Here is a 22,385-nt window from a genome sequence, read left to right on the forward strand (position 1 = left end):
TCCACGGCGAACTCGGACACGTCCCGCCCGCCGAGTACGAAGCGCTACACGCGATGACCCAACCGGTCACCGCACCCCTGAAAACCAGCTAACCAACTCTCCATCAAACCCGGGGCTTGACAGTCTTCACCGCCGACCCGGCCACACCGGCGGCCGAGCTGGAGCGCCGGATCCGAGAGCGTGCAACCGATGCTGCGACGCACCTTGCCAGCGCCCGCGCGGAGCTTGACCACTATCACCAGGAACTCAACGCTGTAGTGGAGGACCTCGTCGCCAAGATGGTGGCCATCCGGCTGGCCGGCCAGCAGCAGCGCAACGAGTTGACCCTCCAGTTCGTGGAGCCCGACGGTGAGCAGCCGGCGGGACCGCAGCCCTGGGAAGCCTCGGCCGGTGCGGTCTCTACGGAAGATACCGATCCGCACCTGCTGTTCCGTCAGGTGCTGCACGTTCTGCAACCTGCCGCAATCGAGCTGGCGGCGAACACTCCGTTTATCGAGGCCCTCACCTCCGAGGATCTTCTCCGCTCCCTGCTGGTGATCTTCCTCAAAGGCCGCCTGCCCGAGCCGTTCCTGTTCACCGAGGAAACCTTCCACGGTCAGGGCAAGGTCGACATCGCGGTCTATTGGCACGGCCGGCTGATCGGCGTCATCGAGTGCAAGGTGTGGCACAGCGAGCGCAAGTTCCGTGACGGCATCGACCAGGTCCTGAGCTACCTCACCTACGAGGACATGCGGGTGGCGTACGTGGTGTTCATCAGGCAGCAGAACGTCACCCCGATCATCGCCACCCTCAAACGTGCGATGCTCGAACACGCTAACTGCGCCGACACCGAGTTACCAGCCGGAGGCGGGCAGGTCGACTTCGCGTTCCATGCGTCCGGCGACCCGGCTCGGCCTATCGCGATGACGCTCGTGCCGATGCCGCTCGCCACGAGCGCAACTGGTACATCAACCGAGCGAGGACTTCGCCGACAGCGGGCGACAACTGACGAGCGGGCCTCCTCGCCGGGCTGACCGCCAGCGACCTTGTGCCGTTCGAGAAATCGGTTACGACTACGCGGCCTGCTCGTACTCGTTGATCAGCCCGTGGACGACCTTCCTGCGCCGTACTCGGACGGCACCAGGTTGGTCACGGGCACTGGGACGGGTGTCCCGGTCAGGTGGGCGTTGTCGGTGGTCCTGATGTGTGGGGTTCCCTGGGGAGGACGTGGTCGACACTTGTTGATCGGAACACCCCCACGTGCGTGGGGAGGACTGCACGCCGCGACCGAGGCGTACGAGCGGATGCGGAACACCCCCACGTGCGTGGGAGGACGACCACGTGACAGATCTCGCGCAGGCTGTCTCCGGAACACCCCACGTGCGTGGGGAGGACGCTGATCGGGATACGGGCCGGCGTCCGCGCGACGTCTTTACCCGAAGATTGGCCACGGAGAGCGGCGACGCGCTCGCGGAATGGCGTCCCACTATTTGGGCTTTCATGCCGACAGGGACTCCATGATCAAAAACCATCGGGACGGGACGGGTCGCCGCTGGACTAGCCGGGACGTGGGGGATGCTCGTCGTACGAGCACCCACCGAGCACCCAACCAACCACAAGGGACGGAAAAGCGAAAGGGCCTGACTGCCGTTTTGGCAGGTCAGACCCCTGTTGATCTCGCGCGCCCGAAGGGACTCGAACCCCTAACCTTCTGATCCGTAGTCCGAAGTGGAAACAACCTTTCCTCCACTATTGACTCTACCCAGGGGAGCGTCCGAGTGCAACCCGCTCAGTCCGGCCCCGTCCCGGTGTATCCGCCCAGGTCCCAGCCCTGCATACCGTCTCCATCCATGCACATTGATTGTCGTGGTGCGTCTGACAGAAGCCCGAATCCGGCTACGTCCAGGTGCGTCCGTGTGAGTACTCCGACGTCCGAGCACCCACGGAGCACCCGCATCATCGCCAGCGCCCCGATCGCCAGTGTGCCGATCGTCGCACGATCGCGATGGTCGGCGAACGTACGGAGGGGGTTGCCGCTACGGGGTCGCCGCCCACGGCGGCGCGGGCGGGTGGGTTCGCGCTGACCTCGGTACGGGGTTGAGCGAGGCTGTCAGCGAGCGTGGTTCATGTGACTACTCGAGGACGATCCGAAGGATGGTGGCCTTGTCGTTGTCGGCAAGTTCGGCGAAGGCGGCGAGGATGAAGCGGGCGGCGAGTTCGTGGGATGACGCCTTGGCGTAGGCGTCGCGGAGGAGAATGGCGGCGATCGGTAGCGGGTCGGCGGCAGGCGGTTGGTCGGGGTCGTCGGTGTCGGTCAGGGCCTGTCGGGTCGCGGCTACCAGGTGGGCGACCTGTTCGCCGTGCGCGGCGGCGGTTTCGATGGCGGTGGCCAGCAGACATGCGGCGACGCCGGCGGCGGCGTCGGGTCTGGCCAGGAGGATCGTGGCACCGCGGACAGCCGCGTACAGCCAGTCCGGCAGGGTGGTCGGCGCGTGCGAGCGCGCCTGCGCGGTCAGGCGCCGGTAGAACGCCAGGGCACGGTGCGGATCGGCCCAGACGGCTGGTCGGGCAAGCGCGGCGGCGACCGCGGCGGGACGCCAGTTGTCGTCTTCGGCGAGTTCGAGGAGGCGGCGCTCGTTGAGCGGCAGATTACCGACGCGGGCCTTGATCAGCCGTCTGATGCAGTCTTCGTGCTGGTCGTCGGTAATGGCACCGACGGCGTGAAGCCGGTGCATGACAGCCAGGGTGGAGGTGGCGCGGACGCCGGTGCCACGGGCGAGGATCCGAACGACCGGGTCATCGCTCCAGAGCACGGCAGCCTCGGCACGGGCGAGATCGAGAGCCGAGGTCCAGACCTTGTCCTCGGACCTGTCGAAGGTCCGCTCGGCAGGGGCGCTGCGGCGGGTGAGGGCCTCGACTGCGGCATGGAGGCGGTCCGCCTCGTCGGCGAGTCGGTCCGCCTCGGCTTCGGTGGTCTCGTCGAACGACAGGTGGCCGTGCTGGTCGTCGTAACGCATGGACCCGGTGGTCCGGAACGCGAGCGTGTCTTTGGCGGCGAGGGCGTCGAGCATCACGTCGTCGGTGGTGACGACGCGGGCGAAGCGGCTCATCGCGGCGTGGCGCATGTTGTCCGGCAGCGTGAGCAGGACCGCGACCGCCGGCGTGTCGATGATGATGTCGCGGTCCTCGGCCGCCGTCCCGGCCTCCCGGCATGCGTCGAACTCGCCTTGTTCAGGAAGGTGTGCGGCAAGCACACCGTCGCCGCGACGCAGGCAAATCTCCGTGTAACTGCGTCGGGCTATCGCGGCGAGCAGTCCAAGCGGAACGTGGCCGCGGGCCAGGCCGTGCGCGATGCGCCGCCACGCTTCTCGTTCATCGTCGCTGCGCCGCATCATGGTGATCATGTCGGCTCGGAGCTGGTCGAGGTCGTCGGCTCGCAGACGTCGCAGGTGGCTGCTGTCCGGCCACCGCTGGAAGAACTGTTCGGACTCTGCGGCGAGTTGCATCCGTAGTTGTTCGGGCAGCTCCAGGGGTTCGGGCCAGGGCAGCATCAGGTTCATCAGGGCCATCGCGACGAACTGTTCGTCGTCGTTGAACCGGCGCAGCAGGCGTAGGCACCCGGCGACGGTTTCCACCGGTTGACCCCGTCTGCGGTGCAGGTGGATCCAGGCGCGGGCGTCAGCGGTGTTGGACGGGTCGAGCGGCTCGGGCGCTTCGTGCAGCACCCGCCAGGCTTCGTTGACGTCGCCGCGGTTGAGCAAGGTCCGGATGAGCGCCCAGCGGGAGGTGGTGTCCTCAGGCCGGATCTGCAGCACGGTGCGCAGCAGGTGACTGACCCGGTCGAGCCGACCACCGGCGTCGGCGAGGTGTGCCGCCAGCCGCAGGGCATCGGCCCGGCCGCTCCAGTCCGGCTCCGCCGTGGCGAGCAGGTCGTCGAGCTCTCGGACGGCTTCGGCGGCGCGGCCGGCGCGGGCAAGGACTTCGGCGGCGTTGTGACGCAGTGACCGGTCGCCGAAGTGGCCGGCGGCGTCGCGCAGTGTCTGCACTTGGTCGTCGATCTGTCCGACGGTCTGGTAAGCCTGGGCGAGGCTGAGTGCTGCAGCGACCGAGGAGCGCCGCCGCTCACGCAGCAGCACTATCGCGGCTCCGGCCCGGCCGGCCCCCAACTCGGTGATGGCGTGCAGCTCAGCGGCCTCGCCCGGGTGGCGGTGCGCGAAATCGGGGTACCGGGCCAGCCCGTCGACACCGATCTGTGCGAGACCAAGGAGCGCCTGGGCGAGCTGCTCGTCGTCGTCACCGGCCAGCTCGGCCGCACGCCACCAGTGCGGCTGCGGGTCGCCACCTGTGGCCTCGGCCAGGTAGGCGTCGATGCGCGCCCGAGCACGCCCGTCGGACACCAGAGCAGCACGTTGGCGAGCCAGGTCGAGCTGACCGCACTGGATCGCGGCGAGTGCGACACAGAGGCAGACCTCCGGCGCGGTAGCCTCCTCGACGGTCGCTTCACCGCTGGGGGCACCCAGTTCCAGGACCCGGCGCAAGTCCATCAGCAGCATGCTGGCGTGGCAGGCTACCGCGACTGCCTCGGCACTGTCGGCGCGGTAGGTGCGCCGCTCGTCACGGGCACGGATCGCGAGCGTGCGGGCTTCGCGTAGGTCGGCGTCCCAGTTCGGTGACTCTCCGCGCCGCGCCCGGGTGATCAGCAGTCGGGCGCGGGCGACAGCCAGACCTGCCGCCCACTGCTCGCGCAGCGCCTCGGCCAGCACTCGCAGCCCGCGGTCGAGGATCTCTCGGTCGAGGTCCGCGTTCGGGTCTGCCGGAGCCGTGAGCCGCAGGCGAAGGACGGCCCGAAGGCTGCGATCGCTGGGTTCGTCCGGGGACCAGGCGTCGGCGATACGGGTCGCGGTGTCCCGGTCACCGCCGAGCAACGCCACCACCGCGGCGGTGTACGGTGCATCGTCGGCCGCCGTGACCGGCAGCGCCGCGAGCGCTGTATCCCGTCCGTCGTCGTTGCCGTTCTCGTCGTAGATCATGGCGGCGCGGGCCAGCCAGAAGTCGCGCCTCGGCGCACCGTCGGCTGCCGCGGTGGCGAACAGGTCCGCTGCCAGGATGCCGGCCCCGTAGGCCGCGGCCAGCTCAGCGGCGGCGAGTTGGACCTGCCACGACGCGGTGCCGAGCCAACCCGGCCGGTGGGCTTGCCACTGCAGTAGCACGCCTGCGGGTCGGTCGTCAATCGTGGTGACGGCGCTGATCAGCCGCCATGCCAGCGCCTGGTCGTCGCGCCATGCCGCAAGTAGCCGAGGGCCGCACACCGCCGGCAACTGCCGGAGCCGCTCATACATCTGGTTGTCGGTGACGCCCGCCGCAGCCGGAGCGGACACTGGCGAGGAGGCGGCGATGTGCAGCACCGGCTCGACGTCGCGCACCAGCATGGCGTAGGTGACGATCGCGGCGTGCTGCGCGTACTCGGCGGCCAGTTCCCGCAGCCGACGCCACAGTGCGCTGGCCCGAGCCGCGTCACCGGCCAACGACACCAGCACGCCGACCACATTTGTGCGGTCGGCCTGGTCGTCGCCTTCCAGCCGCAGTTCGATGATCCGCAGCGCTTTGAGCAGCCGCCAGGTCAACGCTTCCTGCGCGGCGGTGTCGACGAGGGTGATGCCACCCTGGGCGGCTGCCGCCTTGACTGCGTCGTCGAGATGCTGCAGCCGGGCCCGGACCTTGCCGTTCGTCGCCCGGGGCGCGACGACCGCCCGGCGGAACGCCGGATCGTCGGGCTGCTTGCGGGCCAACGCTGCCAACTGCGCCACCTCGTTCGCGCCGGTGTGCGGTGCTGCGACAGCCAGGCCCAGCCGTTCCCGGTCAATGTCGAGTCCAGCCTGGCGGTTATGGACCATCCGCAGGTAGTCGACCAGCAGCGCGACGAACGAGGCGTTGCCGCCGGCGATGGTCGGCGCGCGCCGCACCCCGATGTACAAGGTGCGGGAGACCGGTGGGCAGTCACCGACAACGACGAGATCGTCGACCTGGCTCGTGGCCGCCTGCTGGAATCGGACCTCGCGGACGGTGAACTCATCGCCCAGCCCAAGAACGGGACGCCGGGACAACAGCGCAGCGAGCAGCACCGCACCGTACGCGTGCTCCAGAGTGGTCCCACCCCCGCCCGTGGAGTACGGGCTGGCGAACCCGCCGCCGGTCGCCGTCACCAGCTCAGGCCACCCCTTCCCACCCATCCCGTGCTCGCCCACGGCAGAGCCGCCGAGAGCCATCATCTCCTACCAGTACGACAGAACCTCCTCGCGGATGAACGCGCCGGCTGTGGCCCCACACGGAGCCCGGCAGAAAGGCTGGCAGGCATAGCGGGTGTGTACAACTAACCTAGTACGTGGCCACCAGCATTACCCGGTCGGCGAGGTCGAGCGACCAGGGCCGTCCCGGCGGCCTGTCGGCGATCGCGTCCCCGTCACGTTCGGGGGCCAGCCTGACCAGACTGCGGAACTGGACGGGCTGCAGCCCGGTGAACGGGAAGATCCACTCCGGCGGGCCGCCGTGATCACCTGCACCACGGCATCATCCACCAAGGACGTATGCCGAGTTCCGAGACGTCCTTCAGGGAGATTCCATGATTCAGGGCAGACAAGTTGGACCGGATGGTTGGTGTGCGAGTGCGGCGGTGAGAGGAATGGGGAAATTTATGTATTCTAGATGACAAATCACTGCGCGGATGACGGTACTGGTACCCGCCTCGGATTTCTGTGCAGGGTGCTTTTCCGTTGGTAGGGTGCATTTGAATTCGGTCCCGCCCGATGGAGGTCGTGCTCAGTGGGCCTGCTTGAGGCCGCCGCTGTGAAGCTGGGGGAGACGCTGGTGAACAGCGTGTTCGCGTCCCTTACCGGCAACAAGGCGGTAGGTGACGCGGCGGGTGGTCTGGCGGGGGTCCTAGGTGGTCAGGCCGGCGAGGTTTTGGACCGCCGTCGGGCGCGCCGTCGGCTCGATGATGTCGCCGACGCGGTGGCGGGTCGGGTGTGTGCCCAGTACGAGCACGAGTTCCGCGGGCTGTCGGAAGAGGAACGCGCGGTCGTCGTGGAAGCAGTGGCGGAGACGTTTCAACTGGCGCCGTTAGACCCCGGCCTGGTGCTCGCCGCAGATCTGCGGCCTGGCTCGCTAGAGGATCGGGTGCGGTCCGGTGCGGCGGAATACCTCGCCGTCCGGTTCTTCGGGCGGGACGAGGCCGATCTGTACGACCTGCTGCTGGCGAGCTGTTGCGCCGAGGTCGTGGTCATTGTGCGCGCGATGGCGGGCTTGGCCGATCTGGCCGTACCCGAGATCCTCCAACGGCTGACGCAGCTGGCGGTTGACGTCAGGGAGGCACCGCGACGGGCCGTCGTGGATGCATCGAGGGACGCCGACGCGGCGTTCGCCGAGATCTACCGAGCTCACGTCGGTCCCGGGCTCGACATCGTCGACTTGGATAGCGCCAGGCTGAGCGCAGGTAGCCGGCAGTATCCGCTGAGCTTGGCGTATCTCAGCTTGCCGGCTGCGGTCTCCAACGCTACCGAACCTGCGGTGCCGACCAGGGTGGAGTCGGCCCTGGCAGGTCGGTCCCGGGTGCTGATCCGTGCCCGTTGCGGGGCGGGCAAGACGACCTTCCTCTACCGCCTTTTCATGCTCGCTGCCCGGCGCGCTTTCACCGGCGAACTCGCAGCGTTCAACGATGCGCTGCCGTTCTATTTGCCGCTGCACCGGTTTGCGGAGGCGGAGATGCCGTCGCCGGACCACCTCTTGGACGCTGTCGCCCGGGACATCTCCGGGGAGATGCCGCATGGATGGGTGCAGAGGCAACTGCGTGACGGCAACAGCTTGGTCCTGATCAACGGCATCGACGAGGTACCGGATGATCGCCGGCCGGCGATGTTGGATTGGCTCGCGAAGCTTGTTGTCGCCTTTAGCCGGGCGCGGTACGTCGTGACCAGCCGGCCTGGGGTGATCCCGGTGGAGTGGCCGTCGACGGCCGGGTTCGATGTGGTGGATCTGCTGCCCATGTCGCCGAGCGATATGTGGACGTTCATCCGTCGATGGCACGAAGCGGTCGGCAGCGGGCAAGTGACCGAAGAGGCCCGGGCGGAGGTGAACCGGTGCGCGGACCGGCTGTTGGAGGCGCTCGCCGCCTCCGGCGCGTTGCGTGCGCTGGCCGCTAACCCGCTTGTCTGCGCGCTGATGTGCGCGCTGCACAGGGACGGGCGGGTCCAACTACCGACCGGATGGCTCGACCTGGTCGGGATGGTGGTGGAGATCCTGATCGAGGAGCGGGACCGAGAGCGCGGTGTGGCCGATGGCCTCGCGCCACCTATCGAGCAGTCAGTGGGCATTCTGCAGGATCTCGCGTACTGGATGGTCACCGAGGATCTGGCGGTTGCTGGTGCCGCCGTCGTTCGCGACCGAGTCCGGCACCGCCTCGGGCCGGCCAACGAGGTGAGTCCGGGCGGCCGTGCCGAAGCGCTCGTTGACCACTTGGCGGTCCGCAGCGGTCTGATCCAACTCTGCGGGAACGGGGCGGTGACTTTCACTGACGCCGTGTTCCGGGACTATCTCGCGGCGCGGGAGGTAGCCGCGGGCGGGAACATCCGCTCCTTGGTCCGGGACGCGCATGTCATTGGACGTCAGCGTCTCGTGGTCATGGCTGCCGGCCACGCTCGGCTACCGCAGGCCGAGGAGCTTCTCAGCGGCTTGCTCGTCCGGGTCGGCGAGCGGACCGACGCGGCAACGGCGCTGCGGCTGCAGGTCTTGGCCATGCTCTGCCTGGGCGCGGTTTCGGGGCTTGGGCCCGAGCTGCGGCGGCGGGTGGAGGAGGACTGCGCGATCACGATTCCCTGCAGTGCCGAGGAGGCGAGGCTATTAGCCGAGGCTGGGCCGCTGGTGGTGGACCTGCTTGCAGAGCGGACGACCGATCGGGTCACCGACGCCCTCGGCGTGGTCCTTACCGCCGCCGACCTGGGCGGAAACGATGTCCTTCCGTTGTTACGCCGGCTGGCTTTGGACGGGCGGGCAGAGGTGGCCGCCGCCCTACGGGCCGTGACGCCCCGGTTCGACGCCGACGAGTATGAGCGGATGGTGCTGTCCTGCTGTCCGGACGAGCCCGCTGCGCCGGAGTCGCGGGCGCTGGGCGGGGCAGGTGGTGGTCGACGTGGATGAGATCGAGTCACGCGCGCTAAGGATCGGCGGTTGGGTGGTCTGTACTGGGCTGGGTATGCGACTGGGCCGCCCGGTCCTCGACACCGAGGACCCGACGGCCGTTGTCGAGGGCTGGGCCGTTGGGATGATCGATCGCCGTCGTCTCGCACGCGAGTTCGACGAGGTCGCGGACATCGTCGCGGAGCGGTTGATCGAGCTAGTCGAGGAATCGCCTTACGGGGTGTGGCGGACATTAGTGGACGCTGACCGGTGCCTGCGCCCGTCCGCATGGCGGGCTGGGCTGGACCAGGCGAACGCGACGGAACTGTTTCGGCTGGTGCGTGACACTGAGCCCGGATCACCGGCCCGCGACGGGGTGCTCTGGGCGTCCTGTCTGGCCGTGTTCGCGTTGGCGTCCCGGCTGCCGCAGCCGTCGTCGCCGGACATGGTCCCCCCGAGATCGGGATCGCTGGCGGCTGCTGTGGCGGAGGCGATGACGCAGGGCCGCGAGACCTTCGTCGACGTGGCCGGGCCAAACCCCGCTTACGACTCGCTCGACGAGCGGTATCGGCGGTTCGTCGCCGATACACTGGACCGGCTGGAGATGACGGGTCTCGCCTGGGGGAGCGCTGCGCGGGTGCCGCTGACAGAGGGCTTCGTCGAACCCACGGTATGGGCGACGGCCGACGACTCGGCCGCGCCGCGACTCCTGTCAGAAGCCATGACAGACCGCCGCCGGATGCTGATCCTCGGCGAGCCGGGGTCGGGCAAGAGCACGCTGGCACGGTGGCTGGCTGTGCGGTTGGTACGCCACACACCGTCCGGCACCGACGCCCCTGTGCCGCTACTCGTACGGCTGGCCGAGGCGGCCCATCCGCCCTCCGATCCTTTGCGGATGCTGACGGACGGGCTGGTCCGTCCGGCCGATGTTCCCGCGCCCACCGACTGGATCCGCCGCCTGCTCAGCAAGGACTCGACGCTACTGCTAATCGACGGCGTGGACGAGGTCCCGGTCCAGGACCGGGCCGGGGCCTGGCGTTTGATCGGCGAACTAGCAGACGCCTACCCCGCGCCCCGAATGGTGGTCACCGCGCGACCGGGAGTGGTGGGGACGGTAGACGACCGGTTCGACACGGTCCAGTTGCAGCCAATGAACCGGGCCGACGTCGCGGAGTTCGTCCGGCGCTGGCACCGGCTGGCGGGCCGGTACGGCGACGCGTCCGGTCACGAGGAGGACCTGCTCGGCACCATCGACGCTAGCCCACACCTGACCCGGCTGATGACCTCGCCGCTGATGTGCTCGCTGCTGTGCGCGGTCACTGCACGCCGGGCGACCGCTCTGCCGAGGACCCACGAGGTGTACAAGGCGGCCCTGGACATGCTGCTCGAGCGGAGCTGGTCCGAGCGACGCGCGCCGGGCGTGCCGCTCGCCCGCTCACAGCAACGGACCCTGTTGGCCCAGGTTGCCTACTGGTTCCTGCGGCACCGATATGTTGAGGCGGACCGCAAGGCCGTCGTCGGAAGCATCGCCGACGTCCTGAGTAACATGCCGGACGTGTCCGCATCCGCAGCGGAGGTGTTGGACACCCTCGTCGACACGAGCGGTGTGCTGCGGGAATCCGTGCCCGGCCGGATCGACTTCGTGCATCGGACATTCCAGGAGTACCTGGCTGCTCGTGCTGTGCTGGATCAGGACGCCTTACCTCTGCTGGTCCCGCGTGCGCACGAGGCCGGCTGGGGCGACGTGCTGGCGATGGCGGCTGCCCAGGCGCCGCTTGCCCACTGTCAACGTCTGGTCGGTGATGTTCTCCACCGCGCGGAGGGCGACGACCAGCACCGAACCCGTCTGCTCGAGGTCGCCAGGGATTGCCTAGCGGAACGGGCGGAGGCCCGCAGCGCGCCGCTGCGAAGCCTGTACGAGCGGGTGGCCCGCCTTGGTTCGGGTGGCCCGTCGCCAACGCGCCGGCTGGTTGTCGCTGTCGACATCGAGCGGTTCACGGCCCGGACTGAGCCTTACCAACTGACCCTCATGGGCGCGCTGCATTCGATGCTGCGCCGAGCGTTCGTCCGGTCAGGCGTCCCACTCGAGAGCTGTGCGGTCCACGACAGAGGGGATGGCGCGCTTATTCTGGTGCCGGACACCGTCGACGTGCCCAGGCTGGTCCGCGGCCTGCCGTCGGAGCTGTGCGCGGTGCTGCGGCAGCACAACGCGCGGCGATCAGCTGAGGGGCGGATGAGGCTACGGATGGCCGTCAGCGAGGGCCACGTCGTCACGTCGGATGTCGGCTACGTCGGTCAAGCGGTGGTTGTGGCGGCCCGGTTGCTCGATTCGCACGCTGCACGGCACGCGCTGCGCGCCTCCGACGGACTGCTCGTCGCGGTGCTGACCGACGATGTGCACGGGCTGACTCAAAGCGGCACGGGGCGGTTCGAGCCCTGTGTGGTCCACGACAAGTCGCTAGACGGCGTACGTGCATGGGCGCGGGTGTACGGGTCGCCCGACGACCAGCCGCCGCTCGCCGACCTCGACCGTGCACCCGTGCCAAGCGGAACGACCATAGGATCGGTCGCGTTGGTCAGGGACGACGTCGACCGGCGAGCACAGGCGGTTCCGCCGCAAGACATGGCGGCCCGGGCGGCGGCCGCAACACCCCCGCGGGATGTGCGGTCGGTGCTTGCTTCGTCGGGGATCACGGTCGTGGCGGAGCTCACGAGGGATTCGGACGGCGGGAGCGAGTCCGACGCGAGCCCGGGCAGCGTCATCGGCTTGGTGGTTGCACCGGGTCTGTCGAGCCTTGCGCGACGGTTCGAGGCGGTGGGCGCCCCGCTCCTAGCCGTGCAGATGGGGCCACGCTGGCGTGACGACTGCCTAGCTGACCTGCGCACTGTCCGCGACGCGGTCCTCGTGCCGGTCCTGTGTCAGGGTCTGATCCTGTCGGAGTACCAGATCCTCGAGGCCCGCGCGCTCGGTGCCGACGCGGCGGAACTCCCGGTGGCCGCGTTGTCGCCACCCGAGCTGTCCGCTCTGACGGAGCGGATTACCGCGCTGGGCATGACCCCGATCGCGCGGGTGGGCACCGTCAGGGACTGCGACAGGGCGATCGAGGCGGGCGCGGACGTCTTCACCATCAGCGCGCCTGTACGCGGTGCCTTGGCCCCGCCACGCGAGGACATCGTCGACCTCATGAACGAACTGCCACCCACCGCCCTTCGGATTGTCGAGGGGCGTCCAGGTGTAGTTGACGACATCCTCTACTTTGCCGATGCCGGAGCCGACGCGGTGGTAGCCGACTGCGCACGACTCGAACCACTCCGACCTTGGGCGCCCCTACGGCAGATGATTGAGGCAGGTAGCGATCTGTGGAGCCATCGTTCACCTTGATGGTTTGCCGGATTGTCTTCCGACGCCCGCTGCACACCGCGCCGACGGCACCGCCCTCCGTCGTGCTGGCCGCGCGGCACGGCGTGCCCTGTACGGTGCCAATACCTGGCGCACCTGCTGTGAACTGGGGCTTCGTGAGTTTGAGGCACCGTCGTGGTCATGGTGTTCCAACTGATCTATCTGGTCACGGTTTGCATGTTCGACGCGCTGCTGCGCGCGGTTCGCAGCGACAAGGTCGTGCTCGCGGAACTGCTGGCCCTGCGCCATGAGGTGGCGGTGCTGCGCCGTCAGGTCCGGGGCCGACCGCGGCTGTCCTGGCCGGACCGGGCGATCCTGTCGGCGCTGTCCCGCCTTCTGCCCCGCGCGGTCCGTGTCCATCGGATCGTGACCCCGGCGACGCTGCTGGCCTGGCACCGACGGCTGGTCCAACGCCGCTGGACCTGCCCTCACCGCGGTGGCCGACCACCGGTCAGCGATGAGATCCGCGAACTCATCTGCCGGATGGCCCGGGACAACCCCCGCTGGGGTCACAAGGGAATTCACGGCGAACTGCTCGGACTCCGGCCACCGCGTCGGCCTCGGCACCATCCGCCGAATCCTGGCCCAAGGCCGCTTCGGCCCTGCACCCCGCGACACCTCCTGGCGGAGGTTCCTGTGTACCCAGGCCACCGGCCTGCTGGCCGCCGACTTGGTCCACATTGTCACTGGGTGGCTAAGCCGTCTGTACGTGCTGGTCGTCATGGAGGTCGCCACCCGACGGGTGCATCTGCTTGGCGTGACCGACCATCCAACCCGGGCGTGGGTGACCCAGCAGGCCCGCCATCTGCTTGCCGACCTCGGCGAACGCACCAGCGACTTCCGGTTCATGATCCGCGACCGCGACACCAAGTACGCCGCGTCGTTCGACGCCGTACTCGCCGACGAGGGCGTGCAGGTGGTGAAGACACCACCGCGAACCCCGACGGCGAACTGTTTCGTCGAACGATGGGGCCGCCGCATGCGCCAGGAGTGCACCGACCACGTCCTGGTCTACGGCCAGCGGCATGCCAGGGTAGTGCTGACCGAGTACGTCGACACTTCAACGACCATCGGCCGCACCAGGGACGCGGGCAGATACCGCCAAACCATGAACCGGGCATCGTGACGCCGATCGAGGGCGTTGTCCGACGACGCCGACGACTCGGCGGGGTCATCAACGAGTACCACCGGGCCGCATAAACCGATCTACGAACCCGCAGGTCAACGACCGGAACCCCGTTTTGGCACCCTACAGGGCTTCTACATGAGTACGAGCATGCCGCCTGACCAGCGCGGATGAGATTCTCGGCACCCGCACGGTTGTAGTGCGCCAGGTACTCAGGCAGCACGACGAGCAGATGTCGGGTGTTGTAGATCAGGATCCGGTCCAGGCACTCCCGCCGGATTGTGCGGACCCAGCGCTCCGCGAAGGCGTTGGCCCGGGGTGCCTGCGGTGGTGTTCGGAGCACCTCGACACCCTCGGCGTGGAACACGGTGTCGAATGCGGCGGTGTACCTGGCGTCCCGGTCCCGGATCAGGAACCGGAACTGGCCGGCATGCTCGCCCAGGTCCATCATGAGGTCCCGAAGGTACTTGTACCGATCGACGGCGTCGTTCAACGCCGACGACGGCTGGGAGGAACCATCAACGAGTACCACCGAGCCGCCTCAACGAATCCTCGAACCGCAGATCAACGACCGGAACCCCGTTTTGGCACCCTACACCCTGAAAACCAGCTAACCAACTTTCCATCAAACCCGGGGCTTGACAGTTCACGGTTGGCGCCCGAAGGGATCCGCTAACCTGATGTCGCGCAGGTCATCCCGTGGCCATTAGCAGTACCACTCCCATCAGTAGCACCAACCCAGCCCTCCCCCAGGTCCATATGGACACATTTTCCCGCTTCCCGAAGCAATGGCAGGCGGATGGCCTGCCCGTGGCCAGCAGATAGGTTTGCGTGGCTGTGAACGACACACCCAACAAGACTGCTGCCACCGCGACTGCCAAGCCCGGCACCGGTCCCAGCGCGGCCGCAGCAACCAAACCCTCTAGCGCGACGATCGCCGGAGCGGCCACCCCTGCCGCACGCTTCCCTAGACCGAAGTCGGCAAGGCTCGCACGGAACGGCGCGAACGAGCGGAGCTTCCCGACGACAGCCGCTGCCAGAACTATGCCGAGGGCATAGCGCACGACAATCATGCGACCACCAGGAACACGATCGGTGGAACAAAGAGGGTGGCGAACACTTGTGTGAGCCGGGGCAGGTCGGTGTAGAAGGCGGTGTCGGCCTCGGCCTTCTCGCGAGTGGCGGCGAAGGAGAGCACCATCACCGCCCGTGCCAGAGCGAAGCCGGCACCGGCCGCAAGTGCTTCGGGCCACGAGGCCAGAAAAACAATGGCTAACGCCACTATGTGCGGTAATCCGGTCGGCGAGTACGTCCGCATGCCCGTCCCCATCTCCATCCCGAACTGCGCCGGCCCCCAAAAGGGAATCCCGGTGACGAACTGCGGCACGAGCCGGGCGTTCTGGATGAGCGGAAACGAGATGACACCGAACTCGCGAAGTAGCAGCACCAGCGCTGCGCCTGCGACGATAGACGATGCGACCAGCGGCGGGAGAGGAGCCCGGATCAGTGATCCGGCCAAGACCAAACCGAGCGCCGTGGCGATGGACCCCAGGAACAAACCGACAACGAAGCCGGAGATATCGGAACCTCGCCGGACCGACGAGGACAGCATCCAAGCGCTGTTCAAGCTTCAAACCGATCCTGACAGCGAAAAGCCGGCGACCAGCGCCGCGACCATCCATGCGAAACCGCTGGGGCCGGCATCGAACGTCCACGCCGCGATCGCGGCCGCCTCGGCCAGGATGATCAGCGATACGCCCGGCGCCAGCACCCGCAAGGTCGCCGAATTCACCATCACTAGATAGCTGTCCGACAGATGGAGAACTGGTCGATCGGGGTGCTGCCGCACTGCGAGACGTATCGCTCGCCATCAGAGCACTTGCGCCTCGTTGAGGTGGTAGAGCCGCCGTACCATCGCCAGGCGTTTCTGCCGAGGCAGGTCTCTGGCAGCGACGTCCAGTTGAGGCTGTAGCACGTCCCGGAGGCCCCGTCGTCCCGGTGCCACGATCCGGTGCAGTTGTCCGATCCGTAATACGCGGTGGGCGGAACACAGACAGTGCTGGCGTTCGAGAAGCCTACACAGCTGTCATCCCACTCAGTCGTGTACACCACTGCTGATGCACTTCGCGTGCGAATTCCGGGAAACAGGTCCAGGGCGGCCAGCCCTGTCGCCGTGACCGCACCGAACGCCATGCCGATGATGCGCCTCCGGTTCCATCGGCTGTCGCGTACGGTCACAAGCGATGGAAGTGCTCCGGCAGGTGCCTCCTCCGCACTGGGGATCAGGTCGAAGATGGGAGTCTCGCTGGGTGCGCTCACTTCTGCATCTCCATCTCTTTCGCTGTCGTGCGTTCTACGAAATCGTTGAGCGCCTCGCTGGACCCGATGGGCGTGGTGAAGGCGATGATTCCCTGCTGGTCAACGACGAGAAGGGCGGGGGTGTACGGCACCGTGATTGAACGCCAGAGCTTCGGATCTCGGATAACGTTCACCTCTTGCGGGACCGGTTTGTCGAATCGTAGGTCGTCGGAGAGTAGGGCAAACGAATAGCCGGCGGGAAGCTTGGGCGCGAGCTTACCGACTGCCATGACCAGCTCGTCGCAAACCGGGCACTGCCTGTTGATCTTTAGGGCGAACGTGGTTTCGTTCGAGTTGAAGCCGGGCAAGCTTTGCTGGGCCTGTTCCGCTCCGAAACGGAGGCCTACACCGTTGTATGTGGCTAGTTCGAGGTCACGCAGCCGGCGGTAGAGTCCCGCACAGGCCGCGAACAGCAGCGTCACTACCAGTGCGAGCACGATGACGCCGGCGGTCAATGGATCCACTTACGCCCTCCAGTCGAGGCGGTAGATGGTGCTGAGGAAGCTTGCCGCCTCCTCTTCGGGACGAACCGCAGCCGCCCGAACCGGGATCCCTGGCTGTGACGCACGGGGAACGTCCCACGGTCTCAACGTCGCCACGGCCGTCCCCGTAGCCATCAGCAACGGGGCGGCAGAGCCTTCTGAATTCTGGGCGAGCCGCCAGATCTCGCCGGTCCGCCCTTGAAGACCGCGCCAGGATGGAATGCGATTGGCGCTCGATGCCTTTGGCTCGACCCGCAGACTGCCGACACCCGCGACGTGCTGTTTGTATGCCGTCATCTGCACCTCGAAACGTCCGGCGGTGTCCGCCGTCAGCCCCTCAGGGGTATCGGTGAAGGTGACCCGGGAGAAGAACTCTGCGATGTCGGAAGACTGCCACACGGGAGCGTAGAACATTGCATGAGCCATATGTCACGGGCCCAGCCAGGCAGCCCAACGTGCGTCCGGCAGAGTGGTGGAATCATATATGACGACTTCGCCGCCGCTGAGTGTGAAGCGCTCACGCTCGCGCCCTCCTACCGCGAACACCCCGGATCCCAAGGAAGAGAGGGGGGCCAGTTCGAACGCCCACATTTCGGCGGTCGTGTCGCGGCCTCCGTACTTGGGCATGTACCGGATGTGCCCCAACCACGGACTCAGCCGATCCCTGAACTCGTCATCCACCTCGAGCTCGACGATGGAGTTGTCGATCGCGCGAACGACCGTTGAGTGCGCCATGGGCCCTCCCTAGGCTTGCGCAAAATTTCGAGCTTCTCACTTTAGCAAGAGGTCGCATTGGCCGAATTTTGGCTCACATAGAACGCGTTTTGATCGCAATTCTTCGTACGTCGACCTACTCTAAATGCGAGCCGCTTAACGACGTAAGGGCTGACGTTGCTGACCTTCGATGTCGTGCGGAAGAAGGTAATCCGGAGCCAGTGTGTAAAACTCGAGAGCGGGCGGTTTCCCTGCTCGCCCATATCAAACGGGCTGCGCCACGATTAACATCGCGATAAGTGCATCCTCCGTGTAAGAGCTTTGGATCACTCTACAACCAAGCCTACATCAGTGGGGCTCGATGTCAACCTCCGAAGTTGGGCCACCAAGATGCTCGCGTCCAAGTTGGACGCCTCGGCCAGCTATTGACGCTATGAACCGGGCATGCCGGTCTGTCGACGGACAACCCGGTGAGTGGTACCCATGCGACGGGTGGCGCCTTGGTTGTCGAGGTGCTCCAGCAGCGGCACCGCGACGCGGCGGCTGGTGTCCCACGCGACGCGTGCCTGGCTGACGGTGAACGGCTGATCGATCCCCGCGAGTCGGCGCACCGCTTCGGCCGGTGCGTCGGGCAGCAGGTAGACATCGTTGGCGACACGGCAGAGCAGACCGGCGTTGACCGCAGCAGCCAGATGCTGCCGGGACAACCGGTGTCGTGCGAGTTCCTCCGCGCTGGGGGCAGCGAACGGGTCCGCACGCAGCCGGGCACGAATCTCGTCGAGTGCCCGGCGCACTGGTTCGGGAAACCGGATTCCGGTGTCCTTGCGATGGACGCCGCCGCTGTCGAGGACGAGCCCGGCGGCGGCGGTGAGCGCTCCGATCAGCCGGGGATCGGCAATTCCAGCCTTGCTGGCCGCCGCCTGCGGCGCGAGGCCGGGTGACAGCGGGTTCGCCGCCATCCACTCGTCGACGGCTGTGGTCAGCGCTGATACCCAGGTCTTCCAGAGGGTCGGGTCGACCAGCCACTCACCCGCAGCGACGACCTCCTGCGGCTCTGCGGCTTCCTGGGCCAGGACGCCTGCGGTGACGAGCGCTTCGCGTCGTACTGCTCCGCGGCGGCTGATCTCAGCCACCACGTCGGGCAGGTCGTTCATGCACAGCAGCTGGGTGGCCCGACGTCTGGCGTCGCCTCGGGCGTGCAGTTGCGGGGGCATGGTGTCGAGGACGACGATGCCGGCGACAATGTGCTGGGCACCTGGGTCGCGCAGCAGGCCTCGCTCTCCGGTGTGTAGCGGCAGTGCGGTGGTCAGGTGGAGGCGTGCCGCGTGTGGCCCGAGTCGTCTCAGGCGTACGGGTACCGCTGCCGATCCGACGTGCAGGACGAGGTGGGACGGCAGTCGGTCAGCGTGTCGGACCAGCCGTACGTCCATGGTGGTGACCTGGGCGAAAGCCCTCGGCCGGACCAGCGCGTGCCCGCGTCGCACGTCGCCGGCGCCCAGACCACGCAGGTTGACCGCAAGCCGGGACACCGCCTCGGCGCGTTCGACCTTGGTCTTGAGGCTCTGCAGGCCGCGGATATGGACGGTCCGGCCTGCGGGTTCGAGCACGAGTTGGTCGCCGACCGCCATGGTTCCCGACCTGAGCGTCCCGGTAACGACCGTGCCGCTGCCCCGTACGGTGAATGATCGATCGACCCATAGTCTCGCCGGACCCGGCTGGGGGGGGCGGAAGTGTCCGTGTGAGTTCGCGCAGTTCGGCGCGCAGAGCCTCGATGCCGTGGCCGGAGACGGCGGACACCGCGACCGTGGGCATCCCGGCCAGGCCGGTGTCCCGCAGCCGCTCGCGTGCCTGCGCGGTCGCCCGACCGGGGTCGGCGAGGTCGCAGCGGGTAACCGCGAGGACGCCGTGGCGCACGTCGAGGGCCCGCAGCGCCGCCAGGTGCTCCTCCGACTGCCGTCGCCAGCCCTCGTCTGCTGCGACGACGAACAAGACGGCGGTGACCGGCCCGACGCCGGCCAGCATGTTCGACATGAACCGCTGGTGGCCGGGCACGTCGACGAACGCGGTCATGTGCTCGCTGTCGAGGGTGGTCCAGGCGAACCCGAGGTCAATGGTCATGCCACGGCGGCGTTCCTCGGCCCAGCGGTCGGGTTCCATGCCGGTCAGGGCCCGCACCAGCGTCGACTTGCCGTGGTCGACATGGCCGGCCGTGGCGATCACGAACATGCGCGTTCCACAGCCTGCGCTACCGCGTCGTCCTCGGCCGGCGGGACGCAGCGCAGGTCCAGCAGGACGTGGCCGTCGTGGACCCGACCGACCACGCACGGGACGCCGCGGCGCAGCGGCTCGGCGAGTCCGGGCGGGAGCCGGACGGCCCAGCCGGGCAGCAGCAGGCCCGGCGCCGAGCCGCCGCCGATGACGCCGTCGCTGGGCGTCACCGTGGCTGCGATGCCGCTGGTCACCAGACGGGCTGCCAGCTTGCCGGCGCGTTCCCGTAGTTCCCGCTCGTCGGCGTGCAGGGCTGAAGTGGTGGGGGTGACGGGCCGGCGAAGGGTCGCCTCCAACGCGGCGAGGGTGAGTTTGTCGACGCGTAGCGCCCGGGCGAGAGGGTGACGGCGTAGCGTCTCGATCACCTCGCGGCTGCCGAGCAGGAGACCGGCCTGCGGGCCGCCAAGTAGTTTGTCACCGCTCGCGGTCACGATCGTCGCGCCCTCGCGCAGCCAAGTCGCGGCGTCCGGCTCGTCCGGCAGTAGCGGTTCCGGCCGCAGCAGCCCGGATCCGATATCGGCGACCACCGGGACCGGCAGCCCGGCCAGCTCGGCTACGCCGACCGCCGAGGTGAAGCCCTCGATCCGGAAATTGGAGGGGTGAACCTTGAGGATAAATCCGGTCTGCGGGCCGACGGCGTCGGCGTAGTCGCGCAGATGCGTCCGGTTGGTGGCGCCGACCTCGCGCAACCGGGCACCGGTGCTGGCCAGCAGCTCGTGCAGCCGGAAGCCATCACCGATTTCCACCATCTCGGATCGGGCGACGACGATCTCCTGGCCGGCCGCGAGCGCGGTGGCGGCCAGCACGATCGCGGCTGCCCCGTTGTTGACCACGTGGACGTCGCCGGCGTCGGGTACTGCGGCCCGTAGGGCAACGAGGGCGCTGCGGCCGCGGCGGGCACGGGTGCCGGTGGTCACGTCGTACTCGATGTCGACATATCCAGCAGCTGCGGTGACGGCCTCGACGGCCGCCGCCGACAGCGGCGCGCGGCCGAGGTTGGTGTGCAGCACCACACCGGTCGCGTTGATGACCCGGCGCAACAGCACGGGGGCCTGCGGCAGTGCGGCGAGCGCGGCGGGCAGGACGTCGGCGGTTTTGATCTGGCCGGCCCGGGCCCGCTGCTGGGCGTCGCGGACCGCCTGCTTCACAATTTCGAAGCCGAACATCCGGTGTGCCTCGGACAACCCTGGATCGGCGAGCAGGGTGTCTGTGCGGGGGATGTACCGGCGCGGGTCGCCGGTCATCTGACGATCAGTGTGTGTTCGCCGTCGCCGGGGACCAGTTCGCCGATCACCGTGGCTCCGGGGATTTCCCCAGCGATCAGCAGGCCGCCGGAGGTTTGCGCGTCGGCGAGCAGCAGCCGTTCCAACTCGGTGACGCCGGTGCCCCAATGCGTGTGGGGCCGCACCCAGTCGAGGTTGCGGTGGCTGCCTCCGCTGACGAACCCGTCCCGGGCGGCCTCTCGGGCGCCGTCCAGGTACGGTACCGCGGCCGCATCAACGACCGCGGTGACTCCGCTGGCGCGGGCGAGTTTGTGCAGGTGGCCGAGCAGGCCGAAGCCGGTTACGTCGGTCGCGCAGGTCACCCCAGCGCGCAGGGCGGCGTGCGAGGCGTCCCGATTCAGGGTGGTCATCGCGGCGACCGCAGCCGGGAAGACATCACCGGTCGCCTTGTGCCGCGAGTTCAGGACGCCGACGCCCAGCGGCTTGGTCAGGCTTAGCGGCATTCCCGCCTGTCCGGCGTTGTTGCGCAGCAACCGACGGGCATCGCCGATCCCGGTGACCGCCATGCCGTACTTGGGTTCGGCATCGTCGACGCTGTGCCCCCCGCCGAGATGACAACCGGCCTCCCGGGCGATGTCCTGGCCACCGCGCAGCACTTCGCTCGCGATCGACATCGGCAGCAGGTCACGCGGCCAGGCCAGCAGATTGACGGCCAGGATCGGGTCGCCACCCATGGCGTAGACGTCCGACAGGGCGTTCGCGGCGGCAATCCGCCCCCAGTCATACGGGTCGTCGACGACCGGCGTGAAGAAGTCAGTAGTCGCGATGATCGCAGTGTCACCGGAGAGCCGGACCGCAGCGGCGTCGTCGCCGGTCTCCAAGCCGACGAGCAACTCGTGAGCCGCTGCGGTCAGCGGGCTGAAAACCCCGGCCAGCGCGGACTCCAGTTCACCCGGCGGGATCTTGCAGGCACAACCGCCGCCGCGGGAATACCGGGTCAGGCGCACCGGGTTCTCGACCAAATCCATCGACCTACCGCCCCATGTGGATGTTCTGTGGCGGAGACGGACGGGAATCGAACCCGCCGGCCAGGCTGAGCCAGGCCCACCCGCTTTGAAGGCGGGGGAGACCACCAGGAACTCACACGCCTCCATCCCTGATGGATTCTAGCCTGAACATCATCGGGCTCGTGCTCCCGTGTGTGTGGCCAAGCCCTCCGCCACCGTTGTGACGTTCCAGTGCCGCAGAAGCCGATGTTGGTCTGGGTGCAGTCCGCATAGGACGGCGTACCGGCTCAGGTCTGCCCCGGCGCTTTTGGCCGGGCTGTCCGTAACTGGGCGAGGAACAGTTGGGCGGTGGCGGCGAGGTGACGTGGCGGTGCCAGCCGATCCAGGAGCGGCCTGATGTATCCGCCCAGGTAGAGCAGGATCACCGAGACGGTGGCCCCGAGCTGGCTGCGGATCAGCACGCCGAATTCGAAGTGGTCGAGCCCGAGAGCGGTCTTTTGAGTTCGCGGTAGTCGTGTTCGATGCGCCAGCGGCTCTTGGCCAAGCGGACCAGTTCGGTCAGGGGCGTGTCGGTGGACAAGTCGGACAGCCCAGTAGTCCAGAGCTAAAGCAAAGTCAGTTGATCATGGTTGCGATGCGTTGAGCAGGGCCGGGATGAGC

At 67.9% G+C, this 22,385-nt stretch carries 13 protein-coding genes, 1 tRNA gene and 4 pseudogenes; 4 read left to right on the top strand and 14 right to left on the bottom strand.

Annotation, left to right across the window (positions count from 1 at the left end):
- Positions 1-116 precede the first annotated feature (116 nt).
- Positions 117-1,013, top strand: coding sequence for a hypothetical protein (locus tag ACFHWU_RS26435; protein ID WP_416591939.1), 897 nt, complete (start codon positions 117-119; stop codon positions 1,011-1,013).
- A gap of 1,098 nt (positions 1,014-2,111) precedes the next feature.
- Here ACFHWU_RS26435 and ACFHWU_RS26440 read toward each other — a convergent pair.
- Both ACFHWU_RS26440 and ACFHWU_RS26445 read right to left on the bottom strand, forming a co-directional pair.
- Entirely contained in the window at positions 2,112-6,182 is a 4,071-nt protein-coding gene (locus ACFHWU_RS26440; protein ID WP_416591940.1) for a PIN domain-containing protein, read from the bottom strand.
- A gap of 175 nt (positions 6,183-6,357) precedes the next feature.
- A pseudogene (locus ACFHWU_RS26445) lies at positions 6,358-6,539 on the bottom strand (IS5/IS1182 family transposase); the annotation flags it as partial.
- 259 nt (positions 6,540-6,798) lie between these two features.
- On the opposite strand from ACFHWU_RS26445, the gene ACFHWU_RS26450 reads away from it, so the two are divergent.
- The 3 genes from ACFHWU_RS26450 (at position 6,799) to ACFHWU_RS26460 (ending at position 13,673) form a co-directional block, all read left to right on the top strand.
- Positions 6,799-9,168, top strand: a complete 2,370-nt coding sequence (locus tag ACFHWU_RS26450; protein ID WP_416591941.1) for an NACHT domain-containing protein — start codon at positions 6,799-6,801, stop codon at positions 9,166-9,168.
- On the top strand, positions 9,161-12,529 hold the full coding sequence (locus ACFHWU_RS26455; RefSeq protein ID WP_416591942.1) for an NACHT domain-containing protein: 3,369 nt from the start codon (positions 9,161-9,163) through the stop codon (positions 12,527-12,529). Before ACFHWU_RS26450 ends, ACFHWU_RS26455 begins: the two co-directional genes overlap by 8 nt.
- Before the next feature lie 727 nt (positions 12,530-13,256).
- Positions 13,257-13,673 (top strand): integrase core domain-containing protein, encoded by a 417-nt coding sequence (locus ACFHWU_RS26460; protein WP_416591951.1) that lies wholly within the window; start codon positions 13,257-13,259, stop codon positions 13,671-13,673.
- 202 nt (positions 13,674-13,875) lie between these two features.
- Here ACFHWU_RS26460 and ACFHWU_RS26465 read toward each other — a convergent pair.
- From ACFHWU_RS26465 to ACFHWU_RS26520, 12 genes and pseudogenes are all read right to left on the bottom strand, one after another.
- Positions 13,876-14,124 (bottom strand): annotated as a pseudogene (locus ACFHWU_RS26465) (integrase core domain-containing protein); the annotation flags it as partial.
- Between the two features lie 241 nt (positions 14,125-14,365).
- Complete coding sequence (locus ACFHWU_RS26470) at positions 14,366-14,746, bottom strand: MauE/DoxX family redox-associated membrane protein (RefSeq protein ID WP_416591943.1); 381 nt, start codon at positions 14,744-14,746, stop codon at positions 14,366-14,368.
- A complete protein-coding gene (locus ACFHWU_RS26475; RefSeq protein ID WP_416591944.1) occupies positions 14,743-15,300 on the bottom strand; it encodes a hypothetical protein in 558 nt (185 codons plus the stop codon). Before ACFHWU_RS26475 ends, ACFHWU_RS26470 begins: the two co-directional genes overlap by 4 nt.
- A 3-nt stretch (positions 15,301-15,303) precedes the next feature.
- Positions 15,304-15,522 carry a hypothetical protein gene (locus ACFHWU_RS26480; RefSeq protein WP_416591945.1) on the bottom strand — a complete coding sequence of 73 codons (219 nt, stop codon included), beginning with the start codon at positions 15,520-15,522 and terminating at the stop codon, positions 15,304-15,306.
- Between the two features lie 466 nt (positions 15,523-15,988).
- Positions 15,989-16,495, bottom strand: coding sequence for a hypothetical protein (locus tag ACFHWU_RS26485; RefSeq protein WP_416591946.1), 507 nt, complete (start codon positions 16,493-16,495; stop codon positions 15,989-15,991).
- On the bottom strand, positions 16,496-16,927 hold the full coding sequence (locus ACFHWU_RS26490; RefSeq protein ID WP_416591947.1) for a hypothetical protein: 432 nt from the start codon (positions 16,925-16,927) through the stop codon (positions 16,496-16,498).
- A gap of 15 nt (positions 16,928-16,942) precedes the next feature.
- Complete coding sequence (locus ACFHWU_RS26495) at positions 16,943-17,248, bottom strand: hypothetical protein (protein ID WP_416591948.1); 306 nt, start codon at positions 17,246-17,248, stop codon at positions 16,943-16,945.
- A gap of 410 nt (positions 17,249-17,658) precedes the next feature.
- Positions 17,659-19,453: pseudogene (selB, locus tag ACFHWU_RS26500) on the bottom strand (selenocysteine-specific translation elongation factor).
- Positions 19,444-20,739: an L-seryl-tRNA(Sec) selenium transferase gene (gene selA, locus ACFHWU_RS26505; RefSeq protein WP_416591949.1), complete on the bottom strand. Its 1,296-nt coding sequence runs from the start codon at positions 20,737-20,739 to the stop codon at positions 19,444-19,446. Before selA ends, selB begins: the two are co-directional and overlap by 10 nt.
- A complete protein-coding gene (gene selD, locus ACFHWU_RS26510) occupies positions 20,736-21,746 on the bottom strand; it encodes a selenide, water dikinase SelD (protein ID WP_416591950.1) in 1,011 nt (336 codons plus the stop codon). The genes selA and selD overlap by 4 nt, the downstream gene beginning before the upstream one ends.
- 28 nt (positions 21,747-21,774) lie before the next feature.
- Positions 21,775-21,870: transfer RNA gene (locus tag ACFHWU_RS26515), tRNA-Sec, on the bottom strand.
- Positions 21,871-22,012: 142 nt separating this feature from the next.
- Positions 22,013-22,324, bottom strand: a pseudogene (locus tag ACFHWU_RS26520) (hypothetical protein); the annotation flags it as partial.
- Between the last annotated feature and the right edge of the window lie 61 nt (positions 22,325-22,385).

It is taken from the genome of Micromonospora sp. LOL_015 (assembly GCF_048060275.1).
In the GTDB taxonomy this organism is placed as follows: Bacteria; Actinomycetota; Actinomycetes; order Mycobacteriales; family Micromonosporaceae; genus Micromonospora_E.

What these genes read in the sequence shown, in the direction of transcription:
- ACFHWU_RS26470 (WP_416591943.1), bottom strand. Translation starts at nt 14,746, where the DNA reads ATGATTGTCGTGCGCTATGCCCTCGGCATAGTTCTGGCAGCGGCTGTC.
- ACFHWU_RS26490 (WP_416591947.1), bottom strand. Translation starts at nt 16,927, where the DNA reads ATGTTCTACGCTCCCGTGTGGCAGTCTTCCGACATCGCAGAGTTCTTC.
- ACFHWU_RS26495 (WP_416591948.1), bottom strand. Translation starts at nt 17,248, where the DNA reads ATGGCGCACTCAACGGTCGTTCGCGCGATCGACAACTCCATCGTCGAG.
- selA (WP_416591949.1), bottom strand. Translation starts at nt 20,739, where the DNA reads ATGACCGGCGACCCGCGCCGGTACATCCCCCGCACAGACACCCTGCTC.
- selD (WP_416591950.1), bottom strand. Translation starts at nt 21,746, where the DNA reads ATGGATTTGGTCGAGAACCCGGTGCGCCTGACCCGGTATTCCCGCGGC.